Consider the following 21,521-nt stretch of genomic DNA (forward strand, 5'->3'; position numbering starts at 1 on the left):
CGGAGGATCCGTGCATGGCCGATGTCGCGCCGCTCTATGAAACCTATATGCGTGCGCCGCTCAGGTTCACGCGCGGGGAGGGCGTGTGGCTGATCACCGAGGATGGCGAGCGATATCTCGATTTTGCCGCCGGCGTCGCCGTCAATTCGCTGGGCCATGCACATCCCCATCTCGTCGCCGCGCTGAAGGACCAGGCCGACAAGGTCTGGCACCTGTCGAACCTCTACGAGGTTCCGGGCCAGGAAAGCCTTGGCCGCCGGCTGACGGAGGCAACCTTCGCCGACAAGGTGTTCTTCACCAATTCGGGCGCCGAGGCGCTGGAATGTGCGATCAAGACGGCGCGGCGCTACCATTTCGCCAAGGGTCATGCCGGCAAGTACCACATCATCACCTTCGAAGGCGCCTTCCACGGCCGCACGATCGCGACGATCGCCGCCGGCGGTCAGGAGAAGTATATCGAGGGCTTCGGCCCCAAGGCGCCGGGCTTCCTCAAGGTTCCCTTCGGCGATATCGCGGCCGTCAAGGATGCGATCACCGAGGAAACGGCGGGCATCCTGATCGAGCCGGTGCAGGGCGAGGGCGGGCTGCGCCCGGTGTCGAAGGAGTTCATGCAGGAGCTGCGCCAGCTCTGCGACGAATACGGCCTGCTGCTCATCCTGGATGAGGTGCAGACCGGTGTCGGCCGCACGGGGCGCCTCTTCGCCCATGAATGGGCAGGGGTCACGCCCGACATCATGGCGATCGCCAAGGGCATCGGCGGCGGCTTCCCGCTCGGCGCGTGCCTTGCCACGAACGAGGCGGCGGCCGGCATGGTCGCCGGCACGCACGGCTCCACCTATGGCGGCAACCCGCTCGCCATGGCCGTCGGCAATGCCGTGCTCGACGTGGTGCTGGAAGACGGTTTCCTCGAGCATGTGCGCGACGTCGCGCTCGTCTTCCGCCAGGGGCTGGCCGCGCTGAAGGACCGTTTCCCCGACGTCATCGAGGACATTCGCGGCGAGGGCCTGATGCTCGGCATCAAGGCGAAGATCCCGGTCGCCGACCTGCTGAAGGGCGTGCGGGCGGAAAACCTGCTGGCCGTGCCGGCGGGCGACAACGTACTGCGGCTGCTGCCGCCATTGACCGTGACCGCCGAAGAGGCGCGCGAGGGGCTTGCCCGCATCGAGCGGGCGGCGGAAAAGCTGACGGCCGCCAAGGCCGCGTAAGCAGCGAACGGACAGACAGGACATATCATGGCCAAGCATTTTCTCGACCTTTCCGCCGTTTCGGAAAGCGATCTCCGCGTCATCATGGACGATGCGCACACGCGCAAGGCCGCCAGCAAGGCCGGCACCGAAGCCAAGCCGCTCGCCGGCAAGATGCTCGCGATGATCTTCGAGAAGCCTTCCACCCGCACGCGCGTCTCCTTCGACGTCGGCATGCGCCAGCTCGGCGGCGAGACGCTGTTCCTGTCGGGCACGGAAATGCAGCTCGGCCGCGCCGAGACGATCGGCGACACGGCCAAGGTCCTCTCGCGCTATGTCGATGCCATCATGATCCGCACGACGGACCATGCCCGCCTGCTGGAGCTTGCCGAGCACGCCACCGTGCCCGTCATCAACGCCCTGACCGACCTGACGCATCCCTGCCAGATCATGGCCGACATCATGACCTTCGAGGAGCATCGCGGCTCCACCAGGGGCAAGACCTTCGCCTGGACGGGCGACGGCAACAATGTGCTGCATTCCTTCGTCGAGGGGTCCGCCCGCTTCGGCTACAAGATGAAGATGGCCGTGCCGATGGGCTCGGAGCCCGACGACAAGATCCTGAATTGGGCGCGCGACAACGGCGGCGACATCTTGCTCGGGCATGATCCGGAGGCGATCGTCGATGGTGTCGATCTCATCGTCACGGACTGCTGGGTCTCGATGAACCAGGAGCACCGCGCCCGCGGCCACAACATCTTCCAGCCCTACCAGGTCAACAAGCAGCTGATGGCGCGCGCTAACAAGGATGCGCTCTTCATGCACTGCCTGCCCGCCCACCGCGGCGAGGAAGTGACCGACGAGGTGATCGACGGCCCGCAATCCGTGGTCTTCGACGAGGCGGAGAACCGTCTCCACGCGCAGAAGTCGATCCTCGCCTGGTGCTTCGGGGCCGTCTGACGCCGACCTTGAAAAGCGCCCCCGGCAACACGATCTAGGGGCCATCACGGAGCGCCGCGAGGCGCCTGGTTTGCTGATAAGCATCGCCCACTCTCTGTCGTCATCCTCGGGCTTGACCCGGGGATCCACACGGCACCCGCGGCCGTGGATGGTCGGGTCAGACCCGACCGTGACGGAGGAGAGGTTTGCGGACGTTATCAGCAGTCCGGGCGCCGCAAGGCGCTTTCTCTGGCGCATGCCCGTCCGGTATGGAATGATCGGGTAGGAGCGAGCGCGGTATCACGGTAGAACGCCTGTCGGAAGCAGGCCGGGCCCATGGCCTCGGCGGCGCCGAAGCGTGCAAGGAGCAGAATGATGATGATGGCGGAAAATGCCCTGAAACTCGGTGAACCCGGCTTTGCCGGCGATGATCATGTCCTGCCGTTCCAGGTGGAGGGTCTCGACGTGCGCGGCCGCGCCGTGCAGCTCGGCCCGATGCTCGACGGCATTCTCGGCCGGCACGACTATCCCGCGCCCGTTGCCCGGCTGCTCGCCGAGGCGATCACGCTGACCGTGCTGCTCGGCACCTCGCTGAAGTTCGAGGGCAAGCTGATCGTCCAGACCAAGGGCGACGGCCCCGTCGACCTGCTGGTGGCCGATTTCGCCGCGCCGGAGAACGTGCGCGCCTATGCTCGCTTCGACCAGGCCGCGCTCGACGCCGCGATTTCGGTCGGCGCGACGGAGCCGCACGAGCTTCTGGGCAAGGGCATCCTCGCCTTCACCATCGACCAGGGCGCCCATACCCAGCGCTACCAGGGCATCGTGCCGCTCGACGGCCATACGCTGGAAGAGATCGCCGGCGTCTATTTCCGCCAGTCGGAGCAGATCCCGACCAAGGTGCGCCTCGGCGTCGCCGAGCTCTACGACCGCGATGCCGCCGGCAAGGCGCGCCATCGCTGGCGTGCGGGCGGCATGGTCGCGCAGTTCCTGCCGCAGGCGCCGGAGCGCATGCGCCAGGCGGACCTTCCGGGCGGCGACGGCGAGGAAGCCGGCCACAAGATCGCCGATGATGACAACTGGGCCGAAGCCAAAGCCATGGTCGAGACGATCGATGCCGACGAGCTGACGGATCCCAATGTCGGCACCGAACGGCTCCTGTTCCGCCTCTTCCACGAGCGGGGCGTGCGCGTCTACCAGCCGCAGCAGGTCTTCGACCGCTGCTCCTGTTCGCGCGAGAAGCTGAAGGGCGTTCTTTCCGGTCTCAGCGCGGAGGAGATCGCGCACACGGCGGACGACAAGGGCGAGATCGCGGTCACCTGCGAGTTCTGCTCGACGACCTACCGCTTCGAGGCGGCGGAAGTCCTGCCGCAGTAGGGACGCTCGCCCCTCATCCGGCTGCCGCCACCTTCTCCCCGCAAGCGGGGAGAAGGGAAGGATGCGAAGTTTCATCCTTTATTCACGGTCTTGATTTCAGGAAAACAAGGCGGCTTGGTCCCTTCTCCCCGCCTGCGGGGAGAAGGTGGCCGGCAGGCCGGATGAGGGGCGATCTTCTCCGCGCCTAGTTCAGCGTGCGCGCCTGCCCCGGCGTATCCAGCGAAAAGGCCGGTATCGCCACATCGAACGCCTCACCGTTTTCCGCTTCCATGCGATAGCGGCCGAACATGATGCCCGAGGGCGTTTCGAGCGGGCAGCCGGAGGAATATTCGTAGGTGTCGCCGGGGCGCAGCACCGGCTGCTCGCCGATCACGCCATGGCCGTTCACCTCGTCGACCTGGCCGTTCTGGTCGGTAATGTGCCAGTAGCGTGTCATCAGCCGCACGGCGACGTCGGAATGGTTCGCGATGACCACCCGGTATCCCCACACATAGCGGCTGTCGTCGGGATCGGACTGGTCGGCCAGATAGTACGGCTCTACGGTCACTTCGATGTCGCGGGTCAGCGCACGATACATGGGCAAGCCTTGAACTGATTAGCTTCTGCTATTCTACACGAATGTGGTTTCGTCAAGGATAAGCAAAGAAAGCACCGGCCTCCTCGGCCGGTGCTTCCGCATTTGTCCAGCGATGGGGCGAAGGGCTCAGGCCCTGATCCTGGAGAGCGCGCGGGCAAAATCCTCGATGAGGTCTTCGCTGTCCTCTATGCCGGCCGAAAAGCGCACGGTGCCGGCCGAAATGCCGAGCTCGGCGCGTGCCTCGTCCGTCAGGTTCTTGTGCGTCGTCGTTGCCGGATGGGTGATGAGGCTCTTGGCATCGCCGAGATTGTTGGAGATCTTCACCACCTCAAGCGCGTCCTGCAGCGCAAAAGCCGCGTCCTTGCCGCCCTTCAGCTCGAAGCAGACGAGCGTCGAGCCGCCCGACATCTGCTTGGAGATGATATCGGCCTGCGGATGGTCCTTGCGACCCGGATAGATCACGCGGGCGACCTCCGTCCGGTCGGCGAGGAAGTCCGCGATGCGGCTGGCATTCTCCGTCTGCTGCTTGACGCGCAGCGGCAGCGTCTCGATGCCCTTCAGCAGCGTCCAGGCGTTGAACGGCGACATGGCCGGGCCCGTGTGGCGGAAATAGTCGTGCAGGTTCTCGTCGATCCACGCCTTGTCCGACAGCACCACGCCGCCGAGGCAGCGGCCCTGGCCGTCGATATGCTTCGTCGCCGAATAGACGACGACATGCGCGCCGAGCTCCAGCGGCTTCTGGAAGAGCGGCGTCGCGAAGACGTTGTCGACGACGACCTTGGCGCCGATCTGGTTGGCGAGCCGTGCGACGCCGGCGATGTCGATCACTTCCAGCGTCGGGTTTGTCGGGCTTTCGAGGAAGAAGACCTTGGTGTTCTTCCGGATCGCCTTTTCCCAGTTGGAGAGGTCGCGGCCGTCGATCAGCGTGCATTCGATGCCGTATTTCGGCGCGAGCGTCTCGACCACCCAGCGGCAGGAGCCGAAGAGCGCGCGGGCAGCGACGATATGGTCGCCGGCCTTGAGCTGGCAGAGGATCGCGGCGGAGACGGCGGCCATGCCGGATGCGGTGGCACGCGCATCCTCGGCGCCTTCCAGCATGCACATGCGCTTTTCGAACATGTCGTTGGTCGGGCTGCCGTATCGGGCGTAAATAAAACCGTCCGTCTCGCCCTTGAAGCGGGCTTCGGCCGCCGCCGAGGTGTCGTAGACGAAGCCTTGCGTCAGGAAGATTGCCTCTGCGGTTTCGCCGTGCTGGGAGCGGGTGGTTCCGCCGTGAACGAGTTGGGTGGCGGGGCGCCAGGACTTGCTCATGTGATCGTCGCCTTCAAACAAAAAAACCGGCCGCAAAAGCAGGCCGGTTTCGAACCCGGCCTTTTTAGCTACTTGTTTTACGTGGCTGCAAGCCGGCCGGCCAAATCACCACGGGATAATCTGCTAATACTGCGCCCCCGCGCTTGCGTCAATTGGCGGCTTTTGGTTTTGTGCGGGCCTTCCGGGTATTGTTCCGAAACGTGGGCATCGGTTTTCGGAAGAAGCGATACGAAAAGCAGACGGCCGGACCATCCGGCCCGCTGCTCTGACGGGACGGTATGACGATGGGTGGTTCTGCGACACGCAGCACGGGCATTCTGGCGGACAACGCCATTCGCGGCCTGTTCGACAGCGGCAGGCTGGCGAGCGAAACGGTGCTGGATGACGACCAGATCCAGCCGGCCAGCCTCGACCTGCGGCTCGGTGCGAAAGCCTTCCGTGTGCGGGCAAGCTTCCTGCCGGGGCCGTCCCACCTCGTTGCCGACAAGCTCGACCGCCTGCAGCTGCATGTCATCGACCTCACGCAGGGCGCGGTGCTGGAGACGGGCTGCGTCTACATCGTGCCGCTGATGGAGAGCCTGGACCTGCCGGCGGAGCTGGCGGCGTCGGCCAACCCGAAGAGCTCCACCGGCCGCCTGGATATCTTCACCCGCGTCATCACCGATCGTGCGCAGGAATTCGACAAGATCCCCGCCGGCTATTCCGGCCCGCTCTATCTCGAAATCTCGCCGCGCACCTTCCCGATCGTCGTGCGCCGCGGCTCGCGCCTGTCGCAAATCCGTTTCCGCAAGGGCAATGCCCTGCTCGGCGAAGGCGAACTGCTCGCCCTCCACGGCACGGATACGCTCGTCGCCAGCGAGACGCCGAACGTCTCCGGCGGCGGCATCGCGCTTTCCATCGACCTCAAGGGCACCGGCCCGGACGGGCTGATCGGCTATCGCGGCAAGCACCACACCTCCGTCGTCGATGTCGACCGCAAGAACCAGCACGACATCTTCGATTTCTGGGAGCCGCTGTTCAGCCGCGGCCGCAACGAACTGATCCTCGATCCCGACGAGTTCTATATCCTCGTCTCCCGCGAGGCCGTGCACGTCCCGCCGCTCTATGCCGCCGAGATGACGCCCTTCGATCCGCTCGTCGGCGAGTTCCGCGTGCACTATGCCGGCTTCTTCGATCCCGGCTTCGGCCATGCCCCGGCCGGCGGCTCCGGCAGCCGCGCCGTCCTGGAGGTGCGCAGCCACGAGGTGCCCTTCATCCTCGAGCACGGCCAGATCGTCGGCCGCCTCGTCTACGAGCACATGCTCGACGCACCCGAGGGGCTCTACGGCTCCGGCCTTGGCTCCAACTATCAGGCACAGGGCCTGAAGCTGTCGAAACATTTCCGCGCCGGATGACGCTGCTCCCGCAAGGGCGTGCGCCGGCTGCATCGCGGCCGGTTCCCTGTCGTGGCGATAGGCTCCGGCGGGGAGTTTCGTTCGTTTCATTTTCCGCTTTACAAATGAAGTTAAACGTTTTTATTATGATATAAACGTTTAACAAGGGCTGGGAGCCCGGACGTTTCGCCGACAGGGAGGACGTCGTTGGCATCGATCCGCATCGAGAATCTCCGCAAGGGTTTTGGCGCTCTGGAGGTGCTGAAGGGCATCGACCTCGATATCGCCGATGGTGAATTCGTCTGCTTCCTCGGCCCCTCCGGCTGCGGCAAGAGCACGCTGCTGCGCTCCATCGCCGGCCTGGAGGAACTGGACGGCGGCGCCATCCGCCTCGGCGACCGCGATATCACCCATGTGCCTTCCGCCAGGCGCGACATCGCCATGGTCTTCCAGAACTATGCGCTCTACCCGCACATGAACGTGCGCAAGAACCTCTCCTTCGGCCTGGCGCTGAACGGCATGAAGCGTGACGAGATCGACCGCCGTGTCGAAAGCGCCGCGGACATCCTGCGCATCAAGGAATTGCTTGCCCGCAAGCCGCGCCAGCTCTCGGGCGGCCAGCGCCAGCGCGTCGCCATCGGCCGCGCCATCGTGCGCGAGCCGAAACTTTTCCTGCTCGACGAGCCGCTGTCGAACCTCGACGCGGGCCTGCGCGTCACCATGCGCGTCGAGCTTGCCGCCCTGCACGCCCGCCTCGGCGCGACCATGATCTACGTGACCCACGACCAGGTCGAGGCGATGACGCTCTCCGACTGCGTGGTCGTGCTCGACAAGGGCAAGGTCAGCCAGTTCGGCACACCGCTGGAGCTGTTCTATCAGCCCGCCAACCTCTTCGTCGCCGGTTTCATCGGTTCGCCGCGCATGAATTTCGTGGAGGCGGAGGTCGCGGCGCAGGAAGGCGTGCACATCACGCTGGCGGGCGGTGGCCTGAAACGGCCGGTCGTCTTCGAGGCGGAAGCCGCGCCGAGGATTGACGGCAAGGTTACCCTCGGCGTCCGGCCGGACAGGATCGAGATCGTCCCGCCCGGCGAAGGGGAACTGACAGGCATCGTCCGCCTCGTCGAACGGCTCGGTACGGAAAGCCATGTCCATCTCAGCCTCGAGGATGGCCGCGACATGACGGCGGTGGTGCGCGGCACGCATCCGGTCGCGAATGGCGAGACGGTCCATCTGAGGCTGCCCGCGCCGCATTGCTACCTGTTCGACGCGGAAGGCCGGGCGGTGCGCCGCCGCCTCGATGCGGAGACCGAGGCGCTCATCGTCAACGAGAAGGGCAAGCGGGTCGCCTGACCCGTCAAAGGAGGAAATGGGAATGAGGAAGAACACGACAGTCATCGCCGGCTCGCTGGCCGCCTTCCTGCTGGCGGGCAGCGTCTCGGCGCGCGCCGAAGAGGTGCTGCGCTTCGCCACCTGGGATTCCGACGAGAGCCTCGCCATCCAGCAGGCGATCGCGAAGCAATTCGAGGAGAAGCATCCGGGCGTGAAGGTGCAGGTCGAGCCCTATGCCGACGGCTACGACCAGAAGCTCGTCGCCGCCTTCGGCGCGGGCAGCCCGCCCGACGTCATGTATATGTGGAACTTCCCGCAATACTACACGTCGCTGATGCCGCTCGACGACCTGATCGCCAGGGACGCCGCCGAGATCAAGCCGGACGACATTCCGCAAGGCCTGATGAACACGACGCGCGTCGAGGGCAAGACCTACGGCATGCCGTCGGGCTTCACCACCCAGGTCGTGTTCTACAACAAGGACATGTTCAAGGCCGCGGGTGTCGAGGAGCCGAAGGAGGGCTGGACCTGGGACGACCTGCGCGCCAAGGCCGCGAAATTCCGCGACAAGGACAACAAGGTCTACGGCTTTGCGGTCGATGCCAAGCCGGACCCCTATGATTTCGAGCAATTCCTCTGGTCGAACGGCACGAAATACATCTCCGACGACGGCAAGACGATCGACGGCTACATGAACAGCGATGCGGCCGCGGAGGTCCTCGACATGTTCGGCGACATGGCCAGGAAGGAAGAGGCCGCCACGCTGCATCTCGGCGATGACACGTCCGGCGATACGCTCTTCAAGGGCGGCAAGATCGCCATATTCCAGAGCGCTATGTGGTCGAAGGCGGGCATCGATGCCGCGGGCTTTGGCTACGGCGTCGCGCCGCTGCCGAAGTTCGGCGACAAGCCGGCCCATTCGGCGCTCGGCGTTTCGGCCATGTCGATCGCCAAGGATGCCAAGCAGCCGGACCTTGCCTGGGAATTCGTCAAGTTCTTCTCCTCGCCGGAGGCGGTCGCCATGCGCACCAACGACCTTCCGGTCCGCACCAGCGTTGCGGAGGAGAAGGGCATGACCAGCGACCCGGTCTACAAGCCGTTCTTCGACATCCTCGCGACCTCCGATATCGAGACCCATGCATTCCTGAAGAACCGGAACTGGGGCAAGGTGCAGGACAATCTCGCCCGCGCCATCGAGGCGACGATGATCGACCAGGGCAATGCCAAGGCGCATCTCGACGATGCCGTGAAGCGCTCGCAACGCTTCCTGAAATAGGCGGCCTTGCCGCTGTCCCCCTTCTCCCCGCCGGGGAGGAGGGGGCAAGCCACCCTTTTCGTTCCAGGCGAAGTCTTGGGGGAGTGAAACGTGACCATCGCAGCCACCGCGCCCACGGTCGTGCAGAAACGGCGATCCGCCTTTTCGCGCCACCTGACGGCCTATCTCTTCATCTCCCCGTGGATCCTGGGTTTCCTGTTCTTCACCCTCGGCCCGCTGCTCTTCTCGCTCACCATGAGCTTTCATGACTGGCCGGTCGTCGGCGAGCGCACCTTCGTCGGTTTCGACAATTACCGCACGATGCTGCTCGACGATCCGCAGTTCTGGGAAAGCCTCTGGATCACGGTGAAATTCGCCGCGATCTACGTGCCCTTCAACATCGTCATGTCCTTCCTCATCGCGCTGATGCTGCATCACGCGACCTTTGCCAGCGGCTTCTTCCGCACGGCCTTCTATCTGCCGAGCGTCATTTCCGGCGTCGCGCTGGTGACGATCTGGAGCTGGATCTACAGCCGCGAATACGGTCTCCTGAACTTCATGCTGTCGCTCGTCGGCGTGGACGGGCCGAACTGGCTCGGCGATCCCGGCCTTGCCATCGTCGCCATCATCATCGCCAGCCTCTGGGGCTTCGGCGGAACCATGCTGATCCTGCTGACGGGCCTCAAGGCCATCCCGAAGGAACTCTACGAGGCGGCGACCGTCTCCGGCGTGCCGGGCTGGGCGCAGATGCTGTTCATCACCCTGCCGATGCTCGGCCCCATGCTGCTCTTCACCTTCATCACCTCGATCATCGCCGCCTTCCAGCAACTGACGATCGCTCTCCTGATGACCAAGGGCGGCCCGCTCGGCTCCACCTATTTCTTCGCCATGTACATCTACGACAACGCCTTCAAGTATTTCGACATGGGCTATGCCGCCGCCGGCTCCTGGGTGATGTTCCTCATCGTGCTGGTGCTGAGCCTGCTCGTCATGCGCTGGTCCTCCGCCTGGGTCTATTACGAGGGCGAGGTGAAGGGAGGCGACCGCAATGCGTAAGACGCTGCTCTATTCCGCCCTTGTCCTGCTCTCGGCGCTCTTCATCGCGCCCTTCTACTGGACCTTCATGACGGCCATCAAAAGCCAGGCCGACCTCTACCGGTTCCCGCCGGTCTTCTGGCCCTCCGAATGGCACTTCGAAAACTTCGCCATCGCCTGGAACAAGCAGCCCTTCGGCACCTACCTGACAAATTCGCTGATCGTCGTGGTCTTCTCGACCATCGGCCAGCTCATCTCCTCGTCTCTCGTCGCCTACGGCTTCGCCCGGTTCCGCTTCCCCGGCCGCGATCCGCTGTTCATCCTGCTGCTCGCCACCATGATGATCCCGTGGGACGTGAAGATGATTCCGCTCTATATGGAGTTCAACCTGCTCGGCTGGATCAACACGCTGAAGCCGCTCATCGTGCCCGCCTATTTCGCCGATGCCTTCTTCGTCTTCCTGTTGCGCCAGTACATCATGACGGTGCCGGTCGAGATCGACGAGGCCGCGCGCATGGACGGGGCGAACGCCTTCGACATCTACTGGCGCATCCACCTGCCGCTGATGATGCCGGCGCTGGTGCTGGTCGGCACCTTCCATTTCATGAATGCCTGGAACGACTATCTCGGCCCGCTGATCTTCCTCAACGACCAGTCCATGTACACGCTTACCCTCGGCCTCTCCATGTTCAAGGGCCTGCATGAGGTGGACGTGACGTCGATCGCCGCGATCACCGTCGTGCTCTGCCTGCCGCCGCTGGCGCTGTTCTTCCTGGCGCAGCGCTACATCATGGACGGTGCCGTCGGCTCCTCGGTCAAGGGATGACGATGCTGTTCGACATCGACCATATCCCGTTCAGCAGGCGGGGCCGCTTCCTCACCCTGTCGATGATGACGGTGCCGGGCGGGGAGGGGATACGCGCCCTCTATCTCCGCTTCGTCGCCGGCGGCGACGAGCGTCCCTCGCTCGGCCGGCTCTGCCGCGTGGAATTTCTCGACGAAGCCGGCAACCGGGCGACGCCCGCCTTCGAGCTTGCGCCGGAACAGCTCATCGCCCGCATCGGCAAGGGCGAAATCGCCTTCGCCATCGGCGAGGGCGAGTGCCTCCATCTGCGCGGCCGGGAGGCCGGTGTGCGCTTCCACCTGGAAGGCTCGCGCTACGACTACGTCTATCGCACGCCGCAGGGCGAACAGTGCCTCGTCGCAGCCGTCGAAAACGTCAAGTTCATCCCGCGCACCGTTGCCGGCACGCTCGACGTCACGGGTGCATGGCAGCGGGACCATTCGGAAAAGGTCAGCTTCGCCTTTTCCGGCAAGGCCTTCGAGGCCAGCGTCGATTTTTTCCGCACGGTACCGTCCGCGGTGCATCCGGGCCACTACGCCGATGCGCTGGCGGGCGTATCGGCGGATTTTTCCGCCTGGCACGCGCGCATGCCAAAGGCCCTTGCCGGGCAGGAGGAGGCCCAGCGCCTTGCCAGCTACCTGCTCTGGGCGAATGGCGTTCCGGCCGGCGGCGCGCTGACACGCCCGGCGATCTACATGTCCAAGAACCACATGATCAACATCTGGAGCTGGGACAATGCCTTTTCCGCCCTCGGCGTCGCCTGTGTCGATGCGGACCTCGCCTTCGACCAGCTCGCCGTCATCTTCGATCACCAGGACGCCTCCGGCCTCTTGCCGGACTATATCAACGACCACGACGTGCTCTTCGCCTTCACCAAGCCGCCGGTGCACGGCTGGGCCGTCTCGCTGATCGAGGCCGATCATCCCGGATTCCTGACGCCCGACCGCAAGACCTATCTCTGCGAAAAAATCGGCAGGCAGGTCGACTACTGGCTCACCCACGCCCGCGCCGATGATAAAACACTGCCGGGCTATTTCCACGGCAACGACAGCGGCTGGGACAACGCCACCTTCTTCGCCGAGGGCGGTCCCGTCGTCTCGCCCGACCTTCCGACCTTCCTGATCCTCGCCTGCGACACGCTCGCCACCCTTCTGGAGGACGATCCTGTCCGTGCCGCCGAATGGCGGGCAAAGGCGGAGGACCTGCAAAACCTGCTGGTCGAACTCCTGTGGACGGGCGAAACGTTTTGTGCCCGGCTTGCCAACGACCCGGCGCGCATATTGCCCGACCGGAACCTCATCCAGTTCATGCCGCTCCTTCTGGGTGACCGCCTGCCACGCGACATGGTGCAAAAACTCGTTGCCCGGCTAACGGACGGCGGCTTCATCACCGAATGGGGTCCTGCGACGGAAAGCCCGCAAAGCCCGTTCTACGAGGATGACGGCTATTGGCGCGGGCCGATCTGGGCGCCGACGACGCTGCTCCTCTGGGATGGCCTTCGCCGGCAGGGGGAAATGGAGCTTGCCAGGACGATCGCGGAAAAGTTCTGTTCTCTTGCCGCCAAAAACGGTATGGCCGAGAACTTCGATGCCCGGTCGGGGAGGGGCTTGCGGGACCGGGCTTTCGCCTGGACATCCGCCGCCTATATGCTCCTCGCCGCCTCCCTCAGCCAGGACCAGCCGTAGCGAGCCGAGACGCGATGCACAGACCGACGATCAAGACCATCGCGCAGGAAACCGGGCTTTCGATCGCCACCGTATCGAAGGCGCTGAACGACAGCCCGCAGGTGCGCCCGGAAACCCGCGCCATCGTCGTCGCCGCCGCCGAGCGCGTCGGCTACCAGCTCAACATGCATGGCGTGCAGCTGCGCACCGGAAAGACCTACCAGGTCGCCGCCATCATGACCGCGCCCGGCCCCAAGCAGAACGAGTGGGAGGGCGTGGAATACGCCCAGCTTCTCAGCGGCATCTCCTGGGCGCTGGAGGAAAGCCCCTACCGCGTCTCGCTCTATGCCGTGCGCAATTTCGAGGAAAGCCTTGCGACCATCCGGCAGATCGTCTCGCTGAAAAAGGCCGATGGCATCATCGTCTCGGGCACGCGGGCGGACGATCCGCGCGTGCGCATCATGCAGGATGCGGATTTTCCCTTCGTCACCTATGGCACGACGATCCACAATGCGCCCCATGCCTATGTCGATGCCGACAACGAGCAGATGATCCGCCATTCGGTGGCGCGCCTTGCCGAGCGCGGCCACCGCCGCATCGCGCTCATCAATCCGATGGCCCAGCTCAGCTACGCCATCACGCGCCTCGACGCCTACCGCCGCGCCCTCGAAACGGCCGGGCTTGCCTTCGACCCCGCCCTCGTCGCGCATGGCCACCTGACCCCGGCCTTCGGCCGCGAGAACGTACTCCTCATGTCGGACCTGCCGGACCCGCCGACCGCCTATATCTGCGCCAACGAAGCCTCGGCGCTCGGCGCCTTCTCGGGCTTCCATGCCCGCGGCCTCGTGCACGGGCGAGATGCGGTCATCAACGCGACCGACGACCTCAATGTCAGCCAGTACTTCGCCCCGCCGATCACCACCTATTTCCTGCCCATCCACGAGCCGAGCGAGTTGCTCGGCAGCTACATCCTGCGCCGCATGGAGGGCGAAGCGCCTGAGGCGCTGCAGACCCTCATCATGCCCAAGCTGATCGAACGCTCGGACGATCGGCTGGCAAAGGACTGAAGAATAGGATCGCCCTTCGTGATGCCGAGGGCGGTCATAGCGCCCTGTCCTGCCATGGCGGAATCGCGGCCGGCCACACCCGGGACGGGGCGGCCCAGGGTGCATCGCCGTCCAGAAGGAAATCGGACGGATTGACGGCGCTTCTCCGCGCCTTCGCTTGACACGCCCGGCGAACTGTTGAATGACTGCGCCGTCGCGCTGCCTTGCGGGTATGATGTAATGGTAGCCTGTCAGCTTCCCAAGCTGAACGCGCGGGTTCGATTCCCGCTACCCGCTCCAGTTCCTGCTCGCTGAGTTTCACTGGGATTTGCAGCTGGAATCCAACGGCTATGCCGTTTTCCCATTCCGGTGCCTTCTCCTGAAGGCGGTTGCTGGCAGACGCTGTGCCGCCATCGCCGGAGCGAGCCTTGGCAAAGCCCGGTGGTCTGTTCAGACGCGCGCCCACCAAGCCTGGCGCTTGGGGGACACGGTCGATCCGAGCCCGCGCCGCTATCCGCCGTTCGTCTCCTTGTTGGCGGCTTGTGCGGCGTGCAGGAGAGCGTCGCGGTCTTCCGGCGCGCGCATCTGGCCGAGGTCCGTGACGGTCGTCACGACGCATACGAGCTCGTTCTGCGCGTCGAAGACCGGTGCTGCCTGCCCCGTCACGCCGGAAAGCAGGTGGCTGGTCAGTTCGGCCCAATTGGCGGCGCGGATGGCGGCCAGCTGTTCCTTTTTCGCCGCCGCGCCCCTGAAATGCGAAGGCTGCAGGTGCCGGGCCTTCCTGATCATTTCCTGAGGAAGGAACGCCTGAAACATCAGCCCGCAGGCGGTGTTGTCGATGGGAAGGACATCGCCCAGCCCGAGCGAGCTGATCGAAAAATCCGCGCTGCGATACCAGCGGACCAGCACCGGGCCGCGATCGGTCCAGATCGCGACCCCGCCGCTGACCGCGTGCTTGCGCGCCAGCTCCTTCATATGGCGCGCGGCGATCTCGACCGGCTCGATCCGCTTCAGGGCGCTGACGCCCATGTTGAGCGCCGTCGAACCGAGATCATAAAGTCCGGTCGCCGGATCCTGCGCGGCAAGTCCTTCCTTGATGAGGCTTTGCATGTAGCGGTGGGCAGTCGACAATCCGGTGCCGGTCTCTCGGGCAAGCAGGCTCAGCGAAAGGGGGCCGGCGGCGCTGGCGAGCGCATTGAGAAAGCGCGCAGCGATGGAGATGGACTGAATGGTTCCCGATCGTTTTCCCGCTGGTGTCCCGTCGGCAGTGCCGGAAGAGGAGCTTTGGGGCAAGTCGTTCCTTTCGGCGCGATAGCTGCGCCAGTCTAGCAGCCGCAGGCTGCGGCTCTCCGTGCGGCCGCACGATAGAGGCCGATCCCCGTTTCATCAACCACGACAGCGAAGCCGCGGCATGCCGTTGCGCGCGGGCAACAGGGTGGGCCGGTTTTGCGCGGCGTGGATATTGTCTGTGCCCGGCTGTTGAATTGTGGAATTCATTCTGTAATGTGGAACTTGACTTATGGAGTCAAGTTTGGGGTTCGGGGATGAAACTGAGCACATATTGCAGGCTGATGAACGGCGTGAGCGCGGCTGCGCTCTGCGCGTTGGTGGAAACGCAGGCCCTGGCGCAGGATGCCGCGGAAAGTTCCGGCGCGACGGAACTGCAGGCGATCGTCGTGACGGGTGAAAAGGTCGCGCGCAGCATTCAGCGCACGGCAAGCTCCGTCGTGGTGATCACGGCGGAAGACATAGAAGAAAAAGTCCAGGCCGCGCATGTGGACGATTTCCTGCGCGACACGCCGAACGTCCTTTATCATGACACGGTCAGTGCGCCGGTCATCCGCGGGATGGACGGACAGGGGTCCAACTTCGGCTCGGGTGCGTTCTTCGGTGGTACGGTGCCGCGTGCGAGGATCAATCTCGATGGTCACAATCTCGGTTTCTGGGAAACCGTGTTTGGAACGACGAGCGTCTGGGATGTCGAGAATATCGAGGTCTTCCGCGGCCCGCAGACGACGACGCAGGGTGCAAACAGCATCGCCGGCGCGATCATCGTGAATACAAAGGATCCGACCTTCACACCCGAAGCCGCCGCGCAGCTTGAATACGGCAGCGGCAACAACAAGCGGGCGTCCGTGGCCGTGTCGGGTCCGATCATCGAGGACGAGCTGGCGGCTCGACTTTCGCTGGATTACAGCGGCCGGGATACCTTCATCGACTATATCAATGCCCTCTACAACAAGGGCGACACCGATACGGATTTCGAGGCCTTCAGCGGGCGCTTCAAGCTGCTCTGGCAGCCTGCGGAAATCCCGGGGCTCGAATCCAAGCTGACGATAGCGCACATGCGGTCGAACCGGCCGACATCGGAGGCCGCGTCCTTTCCCTATGACGACCTGAACAGTGCGACCCTGTCGATGCCGACCTATGAGGCGCGCACATGGACCGGCATCCATGACCTCAGCTATGATTTCGGGACCGGCATCAAGCTGAGCAATCAGTTCCAGTATTCGGACGGCCATACCAAGCGCGTCGCCGAGCCCTTCGCCAACGGCGGGGCGACGATGGACTACAAGGACGTCTCGAACGAAACGCGCATCAACTTCGGCAGCGAAGACGACGTCATCAGTGGCGTCGCCGGCATCTACTACAATCACGTCACGTCGGAAGACCTGCTTTATACGCGCGGCGTGTCCCATTTCGACGATACCAAGGACAGCCTCGGCCTCTTCTCCGAGGCGACATGGCGCTTTGCGGAACAGTGGTCCCTGACCGGCGGCCTGCGCTACCAGTACGACCGGGTCCAGCGATTCGGCACCTCCAGCTTCAGCACCCAGGCCCTCGATTTCGACGAAAGTTTCGATGCCCTGCTGCCGAAGATCTCGCTCGCCTACGACATCACGCCGGATGTCACGGTCGGCGCCCTTGTCAACCGGGGCTACAATCCCGGTGGCGCGGGGCTCAGCTTCGTGACGGGGCAGTATTATTCCTTCAAGCCCGAGACGCTCTGGAACTACGAGCTGTTCACCCGCATCCGCACGCTGGATGACCGTCTGACGGTGAATGCGAACGCCTTCTACACGCGGCACAAGAATTCGCAGCGCGTCGTGCCCGACTATCTCAACGGCGTTCTCTTCGGCAGCATCGTCCTCAATGCGGACAAGGCGGAATCCTATGGTCTGGAAGTCAGCGCGGACTACGAGGCGCTCGACAATCTGCGCATTCGCGCCGGGGTCGGTTTGCTGCACACGGAACTCAGCCGCTTCACGAATCCGGCTGGCGCGGCCTTCGAGGGCAACGAGTTCGGCAAGGCGCCGAGCTATACGTTGAGCCTCGGCGTGGACTGGGACGTCACGGAAAACGTCACCTTGAGCGCCGATGTCCGGCATACGGATGGTTATTATTCAACGGATGAGAACTATCCCGCCTACTGGGTGGATTCCTACACGGTCGCCAACGCCCGTCTGACCTACAAGCCGCAGGAGAACTGGCAGCTCTACGCCTATGTCGACAACATATTCGACGAGCGCGCGCCGACCTGGAAGTATGACGATCGCACGGCCGGCGGCATCGTCGCCTCCATGCTGGAGCCGCGTGAATACGGCGTCGGGCTCAGGGTGAAGTTCTGATTGGAAACAGGAACGGGCGAGCCGGAGCCGGCCCGCCCGTTCTCCCGTCGATCTTTCCGTCTACCGCTTGATCCAGGCTTCCACTGCATCGAGCGTGTGTTCGGCGCTCGCGATGGTCGGCATCGCCACCTTGGCGGAATCGAGATAGAGCACACGTCCTTCCTTCGCCGGAGCCAGGAACCGTTCCCACCCCGGAACGATGCGCTCCAGCGCGGCCTTTGTCCCCTGTGCGTCGCGCGCGTCGCCCATATAGGTATTCATCAGGACCAGGAGATCGGGATTGAGGCGCCCGAACGCCTCCGCGCCGAGTGGCACGAGCAGCATGGAGCCGCCCTGGCCGGCCGGCGCTTTTTCCGCAGCCAGCGACAGGCGGGTGTAGCCGAGGTCCTCGAGGGCCTGCACCGCGCCGGACATGTCCCCGAGGGCATTGAGCTGGTCGGTCAGAAACACGGCTAGATAGGTCTTCTTCTTTCCATCGTCCGGCAGGGCCTTGCGAACGGCCGCCAGCCGGGCGGCATAGGCGGATCGGCGCGCGGCGAACGCTTCCTTTCGTCCGACGACGTTCGCGAGTTCTTCCTCCACGCTGAAACCGTGCGCCTTGCCGGTGCTGACATTCTGCAGATAGACCGGAGCCACGGTGGAAAGCTGCTCGACCTTCTCGACATCGAGTTCCATGCCGACGATGAGGTCGGGCGCGAGTGCCCGGAGCTTTTCGAGGTCGATCTGCCCGACGGGCCCGATGCCGCGCGGCTTTACGCGGCCAGGTCCGAAGACCGTGTCCACGAAATCCACCGGGGTGACGAAGCTGCCGTCGTCCTTGCGGCCGTAGCTGCCGACGACGTCGACGCCGAGTTCCATCAGCGGAAGGCCGAGCAGCGGCTCGTGCATGACGACCACGCGGGCAGGCTGCTCGGGAATCGCAACCGAACGTCCCGTGTCGTCCGTGACCGTCCGGTCCGCGGCCAGGGCCGAGCTTGCTGCGAGGATTGCGGCGAGGAGGGTGGGAAAGCGCATGGCGAACCTTTCAGTGGAGCTGCAATCGGCGAAGCGCCTGAAGGCGCAGCGCGAGGATGAAAAGCGGAACGCCGATCAGCGTGAGGCCGAGGCCGATCGGAAGAGGCAGGTCTCGAACAACCGAGCGAGCGAGCGTGTCGGCCGCAACCACCAGGATCCCCCCGGTGAGCGCCGCGAGGAAGAGCCGGGCGCGCCCGGTCGCAGGGGACAGGAAACCCGCGAGCTGCGGCGCGAGCACGCCAAGGAAGGTGAGCGGCCCGACGGCCGTCACCGCTGACGCAGACAGAAGGACCGCGAAGATCAGGAGAAGCGGACGCGACCGGCGCACCGGTTCGCCGAGGGCCATCGCGAACTCGTTTCCGAGGTCGTAGGCGCTTGTGGCGCGCCCAAGCAGGAAGAGGCCGAGCAAGCTGGCGCAGAACAGCGGGGCAAAGGTCGCGATTGCGTTCCAGTTCGCCTGGAAAAGCGATCCCGCCATCCAGTCGGCAAGGGCAAGCGAGGTCTCCGGCGGGGTATAGAGCAGGAGGAGGGACCCGACCGAGGAAAGAAAGGTCTCGACGGCAATGCCCATCAGCAGGATGGCGAGCCCGCTCGCCCGTTCGCCACCCACCAGCCAAAGAAGCAAAAGCGCGACGGCAAGCCCGCCTGCAAGGGCGGCCAGCGCGACGGCAACCTTCGGTGCGGCCGGAACGAAGACCAGCAGCAGCATGATGGTCGTCATCGAGCCCTGGCTGAGGCCGAGGAGACCCGGATCGGCAAGCGGATTGCGGGTGATGGACTGCAGCATGGCGCCGGCGAGCGCCACGGCCCATCCCGCCATGAAACCCATGACGATGCGGGGCAGCCGGACCGTCCAGAGCGCATAGGCCTGATCGGCAGAAGCCGGCTCTCCCGCCAGGAATCGCAGAAACTCGCGGAAGCCCGTCTCCGTTATGCCGGAGCCCAGCGAGACGAGCGCCAGAAGGATCGCCCCGGCAAGCAGGGCCGCGGCGGCGGCGAGATTGCCGACACGGATTTCCAGCCCGCAGGAAAAGCGCAGCACCCGCCTGCCGTCGATGGCCCGCGCGGATCTCATGCCTGGTCTCTCACGGCAGGTGACAGATAGAAGCGCTTGACGATCATCGCAAAGGCGAGCCCGCCAAGAAGGTCCATGACCAGTCCCGTGTGCAGCACATAGGGATGGAAAGCCTCTCGCGCGCCGAAATCGGCAAGAAGGCAGATGCCCGCCCCCGACAGCAGGCAGCAGGGAAGGGCGAGGGCGACATTCGCGCCGGCGAACGGCCGGACAAGATGTGGCACGACGAGGCCGATGAAGCCGATAGGGCCGCAGATCGCGACCGCCGAACCCGCGCCGACGACGGCGGCGGCAAGGGCAAGCGTCGAGACGGGCCTGACATTGACCCCGGCGGATGCGGCCTTTTCCGAGCCGAGCAGGATGAGCGTCAGGGCGCGGGAAAGCGCGCCGAGGATGAGCAGGCAAAGGACGCCGATCCACCAGAAGGCGTATAGCCGGTCGATGTAGACGTGATTGACGTTGCCGCTGACCCAGCTGAGGAAATCGGCGCGCCGCATGGGATCGGACAGCATGAGCGCATTGGTCGTGCCGACCAGGAGCATCGACACGAGCGCGCCCGACAGGATGAGGGACAGGCCACGCGGGTCGTTGTTCCTGCCCGCCAGCCGCGTGACGGCAAGGCTTGCAAGGAAACCGCCGACGGCACCGACGAGGGCGGCGAATCCCTGCGCCTCAAGACCGAGATCGAGCAGGAAGACCCCGGCGATGACGGCGAGCGTCGCACCGGAATTGATGCCGAGGGTTGATGGAGAGGCAAGCGGATTGCGCACCAGCCCCTGGAGAACGCAGCCGGCAGCCGCCGTCATCGCGCCGGTATAGATCGCGATCAGCGCGCGCGGCAGACGCTGGAAGAGGACGACCGACTGGTCGTAGCTCTCGGCCTCTCCGCGCGACAGCGCCGTCAGCGCCTCGGTGACGGGAGGCGCGTCACGGCCGAGGAAGAGGTGCAATCCCAGCGCAGCCAGGAGCAGCAGCGACAGCACAGCCGGGAGAAGGGCGCGGCGTCTCATGCCGAGGCCGATGCGGAAGGGGCAAGACGGGGCAGGCAGACAAGCCGGCCGTCGTGGGGGAAGATGTCTGCGTCGAGGTCGAAAACCCGGGCGATATTCTCGCTCGTAATGGTCGCGCTGACCGGTCCGGTTGCCAGGATATGACCGGCATTCATCAGAACGATATCGTCGGCGAAGGTCGCGGCGAGGTTGAGATCGTGCAGCACCATGATCACCGTCTTGCCGTGTTGCCGCACCAGTGCGCGCACCAGGCCGAGAACCGCGTACTGATACTTCACGTCGAGATGATTGACCGGTTCGTCCATCAGGATGATGTCGGTGTCCTGCGCGAGCACCATGGCGATCCAGGCGCGCTGGCGCTGCCCGCCCGAAAGCGTGTTCACCTGAAGATGGGCCTTGTCCGCCAGGCCGACCGTCTCCAGGGCCTCGCGGAAAAGTTGCCGGTCGCGATCGGACGGGCCGCCGACGAGCGCGTAGCGGGAATAGCCGGCAAGCTCGACGAGCTCTCCCAGCGTCATGTAGTCCGGGCAGAAGCTCTCCTGCGGCAGATAGGCGATGCGTCTTGCCAGCCTGCGCCGGCCGATTTGCCCGATGGGCTGTCCGTCCAGGATGATGTCTCCCTGCATTTTCGGCAGGAAACCCATGACCGCCTTGAGAAGGGTCGATTTGCCGCAACCGTTCGGTCCCGCGAGCACCGTCAGCCGGCCGGGCGAGAATTCCGCGGAAACCCGCATCAGGACAGGCGTTTGCCCATAGGACGCCGTGAGATTGGACAATGTGAGCGATGACATGAAACCGTTCCGAAGCGCTTGTCGCGACGCTAAACTGGAGTAATAGAGGAAGCAATTACAGAATTGGAATA

At 64.6% G+C, this 21,521-nt stretch carries 18 protein-coding genes, 1 tRNA gene and 1 riboswitch; of the genes, 12 read left to right on the top strand and 7 right to left on the bottom strand.

Features of this window, described 5'->3' with window-relative positions; translation table 11 throughout:
• The first annotated feature begins 14 nt into the window (after positions 1-14).
• The 3 genes from WMC41_RS00700 to WMC41_RS00710 all read left to right on the top strand — a co-directional run bounded on the left by WMC41_RS00700 (position 15) and on the right by WMC41_RS00710 (position 3,497).
• Positions 15-1,205, top strand: coding sequence for an aspartate aminotransferase family protein (locus tag WMC41_RS00700; RefSeq protein WP_244767334.1), 1,191 nt, complete (start codon positions 15-17; stop codon positions 1,203-1,205).
• Positions 1,206-1,232: 27 nt separating this feature from the next.
• A complete protein-coding gene (gene argF, locus WMC41_RS00705; protein WP_432346676.1) occupies positions 1,233-2,144 on the top strand; it encodes an ornithine carbamoyltransferase in 912 nt (303 codons plus the stop codon).
• Positions 2,145-2,504: 360 nt separating this feature from the next.
• The gene (locus tag WMC41_RS00710) at positions 2,505-3,497 is read left to right on the top strand and encodes an Hsp33 family molecular chaperone (protein ID WP_432348409.1); all 993 of its coding nucleotides are present in this window, start codon (positions 2,505-2,507) and stop codon (positions 3,495-3,497) included.
• 184 nt (positions 3,498-3,681) lie between these two features.
• On the opposite strand, the gene apaG is transcribed toward WMC41_RS00710, so the two are convergent.
• Positions 3,682-4,074, bottom strand: coding sequence for a Co2+/Mg2+ efflux protein ApaG (gene apaG / locus WMC41_RS00715; protein ID WP_244767336.1), 393 nt, complete (start codon positions 4,072-4,074; stop codon positions 3,682-3,684).
• Positions 4,075-4,200: 126 nt separating this feature from the next.
• Positions 4,201-5,385, bottom strand: a complete 1,185-nt coding sequence (locus WMC41_RS00720; RefSeq protein WP_432346678.1) for an O-succinylhomoserine sulfhydrylase — start codon at positions 5,383-5,385, stop codon at positions 4,201-4,203.
• Positions 5,386-5,428: 43 nt separating this feature from the next.
• Positions 5,429-5,507: riboswitch (SAM riboswitch) on the bottom strand.
• Positions 5,508-5,669: 162 nt separating this feature from the next.
• Between WMC41_RS00720 and WMC41_RS00725 the strand changes: the two genes are divergently transcribed.
• The 8 genes from WMC41_RS00725 (at position 5,670) to WMC41_RS00760 (ending at position 14,231) form a co-directional block, all read left to right on the top strand.
• A complete protein-coding gene (locus tag WMC41_RS00725) occupies positions 5,670-6,779 on the top strand; it encodes a 2'-deoxycytidine 5'-triphosphate deaminase (protein ID WP_432346680.1) in 1,110 nt (369 codons plus the stop codon).
• A 186-nt stretch (positions 6,780-6,965) separates the two neighbouring features.
• A complete protein-coding gene (locus WMC41_RS00730) occupies positions 6,966-8,108 on the top strand; it encodes an ABC transporter ATP-binding protein (RefSeq protein WP_432346682.1) in 1,143 nt (380 codons plus the stop codon).
• Positions 8,109-8,130: 22 nt separating this feature from the next.
• Positions 8,131-9,363 (top strand): ABC transporter substrate-binding protein, encoded by a 1,233-nt coding sequence (locus WMC41_RS00735; protein ID WP_432346684.1) that lies wholly within the window; start codon positions 8,131-8,133, stop codon positions 9,361-9,363.
• A 90-nt stretch (positions 9,364-9,453) separates the two neighbouring features.
• Complete coding sequence (locus WMC41_RS00740; protein ID WP_432346686.1) at positions 9,454-10,398, top strand: carbohydrate ABC transporter permease; 945 nt, start codon at positions 9,454-9,456, stop codon at positions 10,396-10,398.
• Positions 10,391-11,203 (top strand): carbohydrate ABC transporter permease, encoded by an 813-nt coding sequence (locus tag WMC41_RS00745; RefSeq protein ID WP_432346688.1) that lies wholly within the window; start codon positions 10,391-10,393, stop codon positions 11,201-11,203. The genes WMC41_RS00740 and WMC41_RS00745 overlap by 8 nt, the downstream gene beginning before the upstream one ends.
• A 2-nt stretch (positions 11,204-11,205) precedes the next feature.
• Positions 11,206-12,906 (top strand): amylo-alpha-1,6-glucosidase, encoded by a 1,701-nt coding sequence (locus WMC41_RS00750; protein WP_432346690.1) that lies wholly within the window; start codon positions 11,206-11,208, stop codon positions 12,904-12,906.
• A gap of 14 nt (positions 12,907-12,920) precedes the next feature.
• On the top strand, positions 12,921-13,952 hold the full coding sequence (locus tag WMC41_RS00755) for a LacI family DNA-binding transcriptional regulator (RefSeq protein WP_244767344.1): 1,032 nt from the start codon (positions 12,921-12,923) through the stop codon (positions 13,950-13,952).
• 205 nt (positions 13,953-14,157) lie between these two features.
• Positions 14,158-14,231: transfer RNA gene (locus WMC41_RS00760), tRNA-Gly, on the top strand.
• 210 nt (positions 14,232-14,441) lie between these two features.
• On the opposite strand, the gene WMC41_RS00765 is transcribed toward WMC41_RS00760, so the two are convergent.
• A complete protein-coding gene (locus tag WMC41_RS00765) occupies positions 14,442-15,224 on the bottom strand; it encodes an IclR family transcriptional regulator (RefSeq protein WP_432346692.1) in 783 nt (260 codons plus the stop codon).
• Between the two features lie 251 nt (positions 15,225-15,475).
• Here WMC41_RS00765 and WMC41_RS00770 point away from each other — a divergent pair, with 251 nt between their 5' ends.
• A complete protein-coding gene (locus tag WMC41_RS00770; RefSeq protein WP_432346694.1) occupies positions 15,476-17,560 on the top strand; it encodes a TonB-dependent receptor in 2,085 nt (694 codons plus the stop codon).
• Between the two features lie 60 nt (positions 17,561-17,620).
• Here WMC41_RS00770 and WMC41_RS00775 read toward each other — a convergent pair whose 3' ends face one another.
• The 4 genes from WMC41_RS00775 to WMC41_RS00790 are packed head-to-tail and all read right to left on the bottom strand — an operon-like array spanning position 17,621 to position 21,450.
• Positions 17,621-18,574: an ABC transporter substrate-binding protein gene (locus WMC41_RS00775; protein ID WP_432346696.1), complete on the bottom strand. Its 954-nt coding sequence runs from the start codon at positions 18,572-18,574 to the stop codon at positions 17,621-17,623.
• Between the two features lie 10 nt (positions 18,575-18,584).
• Positions 18,585-19,649: a FecCD family ABC transporter permease gene (locus tag WMC41_RS00780; RefSeq protein ID WP_432346698.1), complete on the bottom strand. Its 1,065-nt coding sequence runs from the start codon at positions 19,647-19,649 to the stop codon at positions 18,585-18,587.
• Complete coding sequence (locus WMC41_RS00785; RefSeq protein WP_432346700.1) at positions 19,646-20,659, bottom strand: FecCD family ABC transporter permease; 1,014 nt, start codon at positions 20,657-20,659, stop codon at positions 19,646-19,648. The genes WMC41_RS00780 and WMC41_RS00785 overlap by 4 nt, the downstream gene beginning before the upstream one ends.
• A complete protein-coding gene (locus tag WMC41_RS00790) occupies positions 20,656-21,450 on the bottom strand; it encodes an ABC transporter ATP-binding protein (protein WP_432346702.1) in 795 nt (264 codons plus the stop codon). Before WMC41_RS00790 ends, WMC41_RS00785 begins: the two co-directional genes overlap by 4 nt.
• Positions 21,451-21,521 lie beyond the last annotated feature (71 nt).

It is taken from the genome of Shinella yambaruensis (assembly GCF_050859155.1).
GTDB lineage: Bacteria > Pseudomonadota > Alphaproteobacteria > Rhizobiales > Rhizobiaceae > Shinella > Shinella yambaruensis.

Excerpts from the sequence above, each read along its gene's own strand:
- WMC41_RS00750 (WP_432346690.1), top strand. The coding sequence starts at position 11,206 with ATGCTGTTCGACATCGACCATATCCCGTTCAGCAGGCGGGGCCGCTTC.
- WMC41_RS00725 (WP_432346680.1), top strand. The coding sequence starts at position 5,670 with ATGGGTGGTTCTGCGACACGCAGCACGGGCATTCTGGCGGACAACGCC.
- apaG (WP_244767336.1), bottom strand. The coding sequence starts at position 4,074 with ATGTATCGTGCGCTGACCCGCGACATCGAAGTGACCGTAGAGCCGTAC.
- WMC41_RS00745 (WP_432346688.1), top strand. The coding sequence starts at position 10,391 with ATGCGTAAGACGCTGCTCTATTCCGCCCTTGTCCTGCTCTCGGCGCTC.
- WMC41_RS00755 (WP_244767344.1), top strand. The coding sequence starts at position 12,921 with ATGCACAGACCGACGATCAAGACCATCGCGCAGGAAACCGGGCTTTCG.
- WMC41_RS00700 (WP_244767334.1), top strand. The coding sequence starts at position 15 with ATGGCCGATGTCGCGCCGCTCTATGAAACCTATATGCGTGCGCCGCTC.
- argF (WP_432346676.1), top strand. The coding sequence starts at position 1,233 with ATGGCCAAGCATTTTCTCGACCTTTCCGCCGTTTCGGAAAGCGATCTC.
- WMC41_RS00785 (WP_432346700.1), bottom strand. The coding sequence starts at position 20,659 with ATGAGACGCCGCGCCCTTCTCCCGGCTGTGCTGTCGCTGCTGCTCCTG.
- WMC41_RS00720 (WP_432346678.1), bottom strand. The coding sequence starts at position 5,385 with ATGAGCAAGTCCTGGCGCCCCGCCACCCAACTCGTTCACGGCGGAACC.
- WMC41_RS00710 (WP_432348409.1), top strand. The coding sequence starts at position 2,505 with ATGGCGGAAAATGCCCTGAAACTCGGTGAACCCGGCTTTGCCGGCGAT.
- WMC41_RS00735 (WP_432346684.1), top strand. The coding sequence starts at position 8,131 with ATGAGGAAGAACACGACAGTCATCGCCGGCTCGCTGGCCGCCTTCCTG.
- WMC41_RS00770 (WP_432346694.1), top strand. The coding sequence starts at position 15,476 with ATGAAACTGAGCACATATTGCAGGCTGATGAACGGCGTGAGCGCGGCT.
- WMC41_RS00775 (WP_432346696.1), bottom strand. The coding sequence starts at position 18,574 with ATGCGCTTTCCCACCCTCCTCGCCGCAATCCTCGCAGCAAGCTCGGCC.
- WMC41_RS00780 (WP_432346698.1), bottom strand. The coding sequence starts at position 19,649 with ATGAGATCCGCGCGGGCCATCGACGGCAGGCGGGTGCTGCGCTTTTCC.
- WMC41_RS00790 (WP_432346702.1), bottom strand. The coding sequence starts at position 21,450 with ATGTCATCGCTCACATTGTCCAATCTCACGGCGTCCTATGGGCAAACG.